The organism is Yinghuangia sp. YIM S09857 (assembly GCF_051388915.1).
In the GTDB taxonomy this organism is placed as follows: domain Bacteria; phylum Actinomycetota; class Actinomycetes; order Streptomycetales; family Streptomycetaceae; genus Yinghuangia.
Genome location: NZ_JBPKBH010000006.1, coordinates 60,824 through 70,411, shown reverse-complemented (window position 1 = coordinate 70,411; position 9,588 = coordinate 60,824). Strand labels below are relative to the sequence as shown.

The window sequence follows — 9,588 nt, the reverse complement described above, 5'->3', positions numbered from 1 at the left end:
TGGTGGCGCCCCCGCCGTTCTGCCGAGCGGATTCCTGGGATCCGGGACCGGATCAGCCCTGGTATCCGCCGAAGTCGTACTCCTCGAGCGGGACGGCCTGGCCGGAGCCGGTGCCGAACGCCGAGTAGTCCGCCTCGTCGTACCCGGACATCGAGTACATCGCGGCCTTCGCCTCCTCGGTGGGCTCCACCCGGATGTTGCGGTAGCGGGGCATGCCCGTACCGGCCGGGATCAGCTTGCCGATGATGACGTTCTCCTTCAGACCGAGCAGCGGGTCCGACTTGGCGTGGATCGCCGCGTCGGTGAGCACCCGGGTGGTCTCCTGGAAGGAGGCCGCCGACAGCCACGACTCGGTCGCCAGCGACGCCTTGGTGATACCCATGAGCTGCGGACGACCGGAGGCCGGCGAACCGCCCTCGGACACCACGCGCCGGTTCTCGCTCTCGAACCGGCCGCGCTCGACCAGCTCGCCCGGCAGCAGCTCGGCGTCGCCCGACTCGATGATCGTCACGCGGCGCAGCATCTGCCGGATGATGATCTCGATGTGCTTGTCGTGGATCGACACGCCCTGCGAGTTGTAGACCTTCTGGACCTCGGCGACCAGGTGGACCTGGACCGCGCGCTGCCCGAGGATGCGCAGGACGTCGTGCGGGTTCACGGCGCCGAGCGTCAGCTTCTGGCCGACGGTGACGCGGTCGCCCTCCTCGACGGTGAGCTTGACGCGCTTGGAGACCGCGTACGCCAGCTCCTCCGAGCCGTCGTCCGGGACCACGACGACCTTGCGGGTCTTGTCGGTGTCCTCGATGCGGACCCGGCCGGCCGCCTCGCTGATCGGGGCCACACCCTTGGGGGTGCGGGCCTCGAAGAGCTCCACGACACGCGGCAGACCCTGCGTGATGTCGTCGCCCGCCACACCACCGGTGTGGAAGGTACGCATCGTGAGCTGGGTGCCGGGCTCACCGATCGACTGGGCGGCGATGATGCCGACCGCCTCGCCGATGTCGACGAGCTTGCCGGTGGCCAGCGAGCGGCCGTAGCACATCGCGCAGGTGCCGACCTTGGACTCGCAGGTCAGCACCGAGCGGGTCTTCACCTGCTCGACGCCGGCGGCGACGAGCTGGTTGATGATGACGTCGCCCAGGTCGACGCCCGCGGGGGCGACGACCTTGCCGTCGACCGAGACGTCCTCGGCGAGGCTGCGCGCGTACACGCTGGTCTCGACGTCGTTGGTCTTGCGCAGCGAGCCGTCGGCCGCGCGGACCGCGATGTCCAGGGTGAGGCCGCGGTCGGTGCCGCAGTCCTCCTCGCGGATGATCACGTCCTGCGACACGTCCACCAGACGACGGGTCAGGTAACCCGAGTCGGCGGTACGCAGCGCGGTGTCCGCGAGACCCTTGCGGGCGCCGTGCGTGGAGATGAAGTACTCCAGCACGGAGAGACCCTCGCGGAACGACGCCTTGATGGGCCGCGGGATGGTCTCGTTCTTCGCGTTGGACACCAGGCCGCGCATACCGGCGATCTGGCGCATCTGCATCATGTTTCCGCGGGCACCCGAGTCGACCATCATGAAGATGGGGTTCGTCTTCGGGAAGTTCGCGTTCATCGCCTCGGCGACCTCGTTGGTCGCCTTGGTCCAGATCTGGATCTGCTCCTGCGCGCGCTCGGTCTTGGTGATCAGACCGCGCTCGTACTGCTTCTGGATCTTGTCGGCCTGCGCCTCGTAGCCCTCCAGGATCTGGGCCTTGTTCGGCGGCACGACGACGTCGGAGATCGACACCGTGACACCCGAGCGGGTGGCCCAGTGGAAGCCCGCGGCCTTGAGGTTGTCCAGCGTCGCGGCGACCTCGACCTTGGGGTAGCGCTCCGCGAGGTCGTTGACGATCGCGGAGAGCTGCTTCTTGCCGACCTCGGTGTCGATGAACGGGTAGTCCGACGGCAGCAGCTCGTTGAAGAGCGCGCGGCCGAGGGTGGTGTTCAGCCGCAGCGGCTGACCCGGCTCCCAGTTCACGCCCTCCGGACCGTTGTCCGGCGCGACCCAGCCGCGCGGCGGGACGGTGCCCGCCGGCAGGCGCAGGTCGATCTTCGCCTGGAGGTCCAGCTCGCGGGCGTCGAACGCCATGATCGCCTCGGCGACCGAGGAGAACTGGCGGCCCACGCCCTTCATGTCCTCGCGGTCCGAGGTCAGGAAGAACAGGCCCAGCACCATGTCCTGGGTGGGCATGGTGACGGGACGGCCGTCGGCCGGCTTCAGGATGTTGTTCGAGGACAGCATCAGGATGCGGGCCTCGGCCTGCGCCTCCGCGGACAGCGGGAGGTGCACGGCCATCTGGTCGCCGTCGAAGTCCGCGTTGAACGCGGTGCAGACGAGCGGGTGGATCTGGATGGCCTTGCCCTCGACGAGCTGCGGCTCGAACGCCTGGATGCCGAGGCGGTGCAGCGTCGGCGCACGGTTCAGCAGAACCGGGTGCTCGGCGATGACCTCTTCCAGCACGTCCCACACGACCGGGCGGGCACGCTCGACCATGCGCTTGGCCGACTTGATGTTCTGCGCGTGGTTCAGGTCGACCAGGCGCTTCATCACGAACGGCTTGAAGAGCTCCAGCGCCATCTGCTTGGGCAGACCGCACTGGTGCAGCTTGAGCTGCGGGCCGACGACGATGACCGAACGGCCCGAGTAGTCGACGCGCTTGCCGAGCAGGTTCTGACGGAATCGGCCCTGCTTGCCCTTGAGCATGTCGGACAGCGACTTGAGCGGACGGTTGCCCGGCCCGGTGACCGGACGGCCGCGGCGGCCGTTGTCGAACAGCGCGTCGACGGCTTCCTGGAGCATGCGCTTCTCGTTGTTCACGATGATCTCGGGGGCGCCGAGGTCGAGAAGCCGCTTCAGGCGGTTGTTGCGGTTGATGACGCGGCGGTACAGGTCGTTCAGGTCGGAGGTCGCGAAGCGGCCACCGTCCAGCTGCACCATCGGACGCAGGTCCGGCGGGATGACCGGCACGCAGTCCAGCACCATGCCGGTGGGGCTGTTGCGGGTCTGGAGGAACGCCGAGACGACCTTGAGGCGCTTGAGCGCGCGGGTCTTCTTCTGGCCCTTGCCGGTGCGGATGATCTCGCGGAGCTTCTCGGCCTCGGCTTCGAGGTCGAAGGACTCCAGGCGCTTCTGGAGCGCCTGCGCGCCCATGCTGCCGAGGAAGTACGTGCCGAACCGGTCCCGCATCTCGCGGAACAGGATCTCGTCGCCCTCCAGGTCCTGGACCTTGAGGTTCTTGAACCGGGTCCAGACCTCTTCGAGACGGTCGAGCTCGCGCTGGTTGCGGTCGCGCAGCTGCTTCATCTCGCGCTCGGCGCCCTCGCGCACCTTGCGGCGCACGTCGGACTTGGCGCCCTCGGCCTCCAGCTCGGCGAGGTCCGCTTCGAGCTTCTTCTGGCGCTCCTCGACCATCGAGTCGCGGCGCTGCTCGATCTGCTGGCGCTCGACCGAGATCTTGGCCTCGAGCGAGGGCAGGTCGCGCTGGCGGCGCTCGTCGTCGACGTACGTGATCATGTACGCCGCGAAGTAGATGACCTTCTCCAGGTCCTTCGGGGCGAGGTCCAGCAGGTAGCCGAGGCGGCTCGGCACACCCTTGAAGTACCAGATGTGGGTGACGGGAGCGGCCAGCTCGATGTGGCCCATCCGCTCACGGCGCACCTTGGCGCGAGTGACCTCGACGCCGCAGCGCTCGCAGATGATGCCCTTGAAGCGGACACGCTTGTACTTGCCGCAGTAGCACTCCCAGTCCCGGGTCGGACCGAAGATCTTCTCGCAGAAGAGCCCGTCCTTTTCCGGCTTCAGGGTGCGGTAGTTGATGGTCTCGGGCTTCTTGACCTCGCCGTGGGACCAGGTGCGGATGTCGTCGGCGGTGGCGAGGCCGATACGCAGCTCGTCGAAGAAGTTGACGTCGAGCACTGTTTCGTCAATCCCTCTTTCGGGGTTTGGTCCCGGCGGTGGCGGCTGGGGTAGGTCGCCGTGCCGGGGGTGTCTTCATCAGGTCTGTGGTCCGGGGTCCCGGAACCCGGGGGCGTTCACCGCCGGGTCCCGGGCCGGACATCAGACCTCTTCGACGCTGCTCGGCTCGCGCCGGGACAGGTCGATACCGAGCTCCTCCGCCGCGCGGAAGACGTCCTCGTCGGTGTCGCGCATCTCGATCGACATGCCGTCGCTGGACAGCACCTCGACGTTGAGGCAGAGCGACTGCATCTCCTTGATGAGCACCTTGAAGGACTCGGGGATGCCCGGCTCCGGGATGTTCTCGCCCTTGACGATGGCCTCGTACACCTTCACGCGGCCGAGGACGTCGTCGGACTTGATCGTCAGGAGCTCCTGGAGGGCGTAGGCGGCGCCGTACGCCTCCAGCGCCCACACCTCCATCTCACCGAAGCGCTGGCCACCGAACTGCGCCTTACCACCCAGCGGCTGCTGCGTGATCATCGAGTACGGGCCGGTCGACCGGGCGTGCAGCTTGTCGTCGACCAGGTGGTGCAGCTTCAGGATGTACATGTAGCCGACCGAGATCGGGTGCGGGAACGGCTCCCCGGAGCGGCCGTCGAACAGCCGCGCCTTGCCGGACCCGTCGATCATGCGGACGCCGTCGCGGTTCGGGATCGTCGAGTCCAGCAGACCCGTGATCTCCTCCTCGCGCGCGCCGTCGAAGACCGGGGTGGCGACGTTGGTGCCGGCCTCGGCCGCGTCGGCGCCGATGGCCCGCAGGCGGCCCTTCCAGTCCTCGTCGTCGCCCTCGACCTGCCAGCCGCGACTGGCCACCCACCCGAGGTGGGTCTCCAGGACCTGGCCCGGGTTCATGCGGGACGGGACGCCCAGCGGGTTGAGGATGATGTCGACCGGGGTGCCGTCCTCCAGGAACGGCATGTCCTCGACCGGCAGGATCTTGGCGATGACGCCCTTGTTGCCGTGGCGACCGGCCAGCTTGTCGCCGTCGGTGATCTTGCGCTTCTGCGCCACGTACACGCGGACGAGCTGGTTGACGCCGGGGGGCAGCTCGTCGCCGGCCTCGCGGTCGAACACGCGCACGCCGATGACCTTGCCCTGCTCGCCGTGCGGCACCTTCAGCGAGGTGTCGCGCACCTCGCGCGCCTTCTCGCCGAAGATCGCGCGGAGCAGGCGCTCCTCGGGGGTCAGCTCCGTCTCGCCCTTGGGCGTGACCTTGCCGACCAGGATGTCGCCGGGCACGACGTCGGCGCCGATGCGGATGATGCCGCGCTCGTCGAGGTCGGCCAGCACCTCTTCGGAGACGTTCGGGATGTCCCGGGTGATCTCCTCGGGGCCCAGCTTGGTGTCGCGGGCGTCGACCTCGTGCTCCTCGATGTGGATCGAGGAGAGGACGTCGTCCTGCACGAGGCGCTGCGACAGGATGATCGCGTCCTCGTAGTTGTGGCCCTCCCACGGCATGAACGCCACCAGGAGGTTCTTGCCGAGGGCCATCTCGCCCTCTTCGGTGCACGGGCCGTCCGCGAGGACCTGCCCGGCCTCGACGCGCGAGCCCTCGTCGACGATGACCTTCTGGTTGAAGCTCGTGCCCTGGTTGGAGCGCATGAACTTCTGCACGCGGTAGGTGGTGTACGTGCCGTCGTCGTTCATGACGGTGACGTAGTCCGCCGACACGTCGGTGACGACGCCGTCCTTCTCGGCCGAGATGACGTCCGCCGCGTCGACCGCCGCGCGGTACTCCATGCCGGTGCCGACGAGCGGCGACTCGGCCTTCAGGAGCGGCACGGCCTGGCGCATCATGTTCGAGCCCATGAGCGCGCGGTTGGCGTCGTCGTGCTCCAGGAACGGGATCATCGCGGTCGCGACCGACACCATCTGGCGCGGCGAGACGTCCATGTAGTCGATCTCGTCGCCCGGCAGGTAGTCGATCTCGCCGCCGCGGCGGCGGACCAGCGCGCGCGCCTCGGCGAACGTGTTGTCGTCGTTCAGCGGGGCGTTCGCCTGCGCGATGACGAAGCGGTCCTCTTCGTCGGCGGTCAGGTAGTCGACCTCGTCGGTGACGACGCCCTCGGTGACGCGGCGGTACGGCGTCTCGACGAAGCCGAACGCGTTCACCCGGCCGTACGACGCCAGCGAGCCGATCAGGCCGATGTTCGGGCCTTCCGGGGTCTCGATGGGGCACATGCGGCCGTAGTGCGACGGGTGCACGTCGCGGACCTCGAAGCCGGCCCGCTCACGGGACAGACCGCCGGGGCCCAGCGCCGACAGGCGGCGCTTGTGGGTCAGGCCCGACAGCGGGTTCGTCTGGTCCATGAACTGGGAGAGCTGGCTGGTGCCGAAGAACTCCTTGATGGAGGCGACGACCGGCCGGATGTTGATCAGCGTCTGCGGCGTGATCGCCTCGACGTCCTGCGTGGTCATGCGCTCGCGGACGACGCGCTCCATGCGCGCCAGGCCGGTGCGGACCTGGTTCTGGATCAGCTCGCCGACGTTGCGCAGGCGGCGGTTGCCGAAGTGGTCGATGTCGTCGGCCTCGACGACGAGCTCCTGACCGCCCAGGCCGGTCATCTCGGCCTCGCCGGCGTGCAGCTTGACCAGGTACTTGATCGTCGCGATGACGTCCTCGACCGTGAGGGTCCCGGCGTCCAGCGGGCGCTCCACGCCCAGCTTCTTGTTGATCTTGTACCGGCCGACCTTCGCCAGGTCGTACCGCTTCGGGTTGAAGTACAGGTTCTCCAGCAGCGTCTGCGCGGCCTCGCGGGTCGGCGGCTCGCCCGGGCGCAGCTTGCGGTAGATGTCGAGCAGCGCGTCGTCCTGGCCCTGGGTGTGGTCCTTCTCCAGGGTCTGGCGCATCGACTCGTACTCGCCGAACTCCTCGAGGATCTGCGAGTCGGTCCAGCCCAGCGCCTTGAGCAGCACCGTGACGGACTGCTTGCGCTTGCGGTCGATGCGCACACCGACGGTGTCGCGCTTGTCGATCTCCAGCTCCAGCCACGCACCACGCGACGGGATGACCTTGGCGCTGAAGATGTCCTTGTCGGACGTCTTGTCGATCTGCTTGTCGAAGTAGACGCCGGGCGAGCGCACGAGCTGCGACACCACGACACGCTCGGTGCCGTTGATGATGAACGTGCCCTTGTTGGTCATGAGCGGGAAGTCGCCCATGAAGACCGTCTGACTCTTGATCTCGCCGGTCTCGTTGTTCGTGAACTCCGCGGTGACGAAGAGCGGGGCGGAGTACGTGAAGTCGCGCTCCTTGCACTCCTCGATCGAGTTCTTGGGGGGCTCGAAACGGTGGTCGCGGAACGTGAGCGACATCGACCCGGAGAAGTCCTCGATCGGAGAGATCTCCTCGAAGATCTCTTCGAGGCCGGACTTGGTGGGGACGTCTGCTCCCGACGCGAGCGCGTCCTCGACCCGAGCCTTCCAAACGCTGTTGCCGAGCAGCCAGTCGAAGCTCTCGGTTTGCAGCGCGAGAAGGTTCGGTACCTCAAGAGGCTCGCGGATCTTTGCGAAGGAGATGCGGAGCGGGGCGGTACTGGCGGCGCCGGGGTTTGTAGCGTTCGTGGCGTTGCGCGAGGCGGCCAAGAGGGGTCCTTCCGAGGGCTCGGACTCACTATGCGCATGCCGGACGGCCTGGGTGGCTAATACCGCGGACGGGTCAACAGGCAGCGCAAAGGGTCAGTGTAGCCACACGGCACACCGCTGTCCAGCGCCTGGAACGGGCGCTCGCCATCTCGGGGGCTTCTGCCACCCGGCAAGTGCTCTTCGGGACGCGTCCGAAGAATTGCGCGCCGCGTCCGGTTCGTCAAGAGGCGGCGACGTGGGCACCACTCTTGCACAGCCGACCGACAGTGACGCGCATCGCGGGCGGCGCGTTGCGGATCTTCCCCGGTCCGTTACACAGCAGCAGGTCAGAGCCTTCGCGGGGGGCCGACACGCGGTCCGTGCGGGTGGCCGGAAGGGCCGGAACAGGCGGTTGCCGGACACTCGGGCGGGTGCCGCCGCACGGGTGTGCGGAGGGCTTCGGGAGGGGGCGTACGTCACCCCGGGTGATGCCGCAGAGTGTTGCCAGAATCACTCTCCCGGGTGAAGCCGAACCGGTGAAACCGGAGTGTCGCAGGCTCGGCGGGGACGTGTCCGGGGCCGGAAAAGTCGTCAGGCGGCCACCCCGAAGGGCAGCCGCCTGACGCGGTGAAGCGGGTGTGAGTAAGCGGAACTTACTTCACGGAGACGGACGCGCCGGCACCCTCAAGGGCGGCCTTCGCCTTGTCCGCGGTCTCCTTGTTGACACCCTCGAGCAGCGGCTTCGGGGCACCGTCGACCAGGTCCTTGGCCTCCTTGAGGCCGAGGTTCGTGAGGGCACGGACCTCCTTGATGACCTGGATCTTCTTGTCGCCGGCACCCTCAAGGATGACGTCGAAGGAGTCCTTGGCCTCGGCCTCGGGGGCGTCGCCGCCGCCGACGGGGCCGGCGATGACCTGGGCAGCCGGGGCGGCGGCCTTGACGTCGAAGGTGTCCTCGAACAGCTTCACGAACTCGGAGAGCTCGATGAGGGTCATTTCCTTGAACGTCTCGAGCAGCTCTTCGGTGCTGAGCTTCGCCATGATTGGCGGTCCTTCCTAATCAGTTCGGCAGGTGCCGGGTGGTGTGAATGGCGGGGGCAGGGCCCCCGGCGACCGGGGTCGCGAGTACGCGGGGCCGGATTTACTCGGCCGCGGCGTCCTCGGTGGCCTCGGCGGCGGGAGCCGGCTCGCCGGCACCGCCCTGCTCGACCTTCGCGCGCAGTGCCTCCGCGGTGCGGACGAACTGCGTGAGCGGGGCCTGGAACGTCGCGGCAGCCTTCGCCATCGACGCCTGCATGGCACCCGCCAGCTTGGCGAGCAGCACCTCGCGGGACTCGAGGTCCGCGAGCTTGTTGATCTCGTCAGCGCTGAGGGCCTTGCCCTCGAGGACACCGCCCTTGATGACGAGAAGGGGGTTCGCCTTGGCGAAGTCACGCAGGCTCTTGGCGGCCTCGACCGGGTCGCCCGAGACGAACGCGATGGCGGACGGACCCTCGAGAAGGTCGTCCAGCTCGCTGATGCCCGCCTCGTTGGCCGCAATCTTGGTCAGCGTGTTCTTCACCACGGCGTATTCCGCGTTCTCACCGAGGGAACGGCGCAGCTCCTTGAGCTTCGCCACGGTGAGTCCGCGGTACTCGGTCAGCACGGCGGCGTTCGAGCCGCGGAACTGGTCCGCGAGCTCGGCAACCGCGGCTGCCTTGTCGGGCCTCGCCATAGGACAGGGCCTCCTTCCGCGATGCGATCAGTCGGCCGGTCGTGGGACCGACCGGATGCCGGGAGACCGCCGACGGACAAGAGGCCCGGACAAACAGAAACGCCCCGGCGCAGGCGCACGGGGCGGACTCAGTCACTCCGGGGACCGGAAGGACGGGGAACGTCTCACAGGCACCTGCGCAGGTCGTCCGCTGCTGCGGAGCCTTCGGTCACGGGACCCCTCCGGAGAAGGGCACGCCAGTGACGACCGGCGGTCTTTGGCTTCGGTACAAGGTACGTGACACGGCATCGGCAAGGCAAATCGCTTCCGCCGGAGACGCGGCG

The 9,588-nt window shown here is 68.1% G+C and carries 4 protein-coding genes; all 4 read right to left on the bottom strand.

Translation table 11 applies throughout. The features are described 5' to 3' along the window. Positions 1–52: 52 nt before the first annotated feature. Positions 53–3,946: a DNA-directed RNA polymerase subunit beta' gene (locus tag ACRX5S_RS14185; RefSeq protein WP_436773270.1), complete on the bottom strand. Its 3,894-nt coding sequence runs from the start codon at positions 3,944–3,946 to the stop codon at positions 53–55. A 141-nt stretch (positions 3,947–4,087) separates the two neighbouring features. Continuing rightward, positions 4,088–7,573 carry a DNA-directed RNA polymerase subunit beta gene (gene rpoB / locus ACRX5S_RS14180; protein ID WP_436773269.1) on the bottom strand — a complete coding sequence of 1,162 codons (3,486 nt, stop codon included), beginning with the start codon at positions 7,571–7,573 and terminating at the stop codon, positions 4,088–4,090. Positions 7,574–8,205: 632 nt separating this feature from the next. Beyond that, positions 8,206–8,592 (bottom strand): 50S ribosomal protein L7/L12, encoded by a 387-nt coding sequence (gene rplL, locus ACRX5S_RS14175; protein WP_436773268.1) that lies wholly within the window; start codon positions 8,590–8,592, stop codon positions 8,206–8,208. Between the two features lie 100 nt (positions 8,593–8,692). After that, positions 8,693–9,265, bottom strand: coding sequence for a 50S ribosomal protein L10 (gene rplJ / locus ACRX5S_RS14170; RefSeq protein ID WP_436773267.1), 573 nt, complete (start codon positions 9,263–9,265; stop codon positions 8,693–8,695). Between the last annotated feature and the right edge of the window lie 323 nt (positions 9,266–9,588).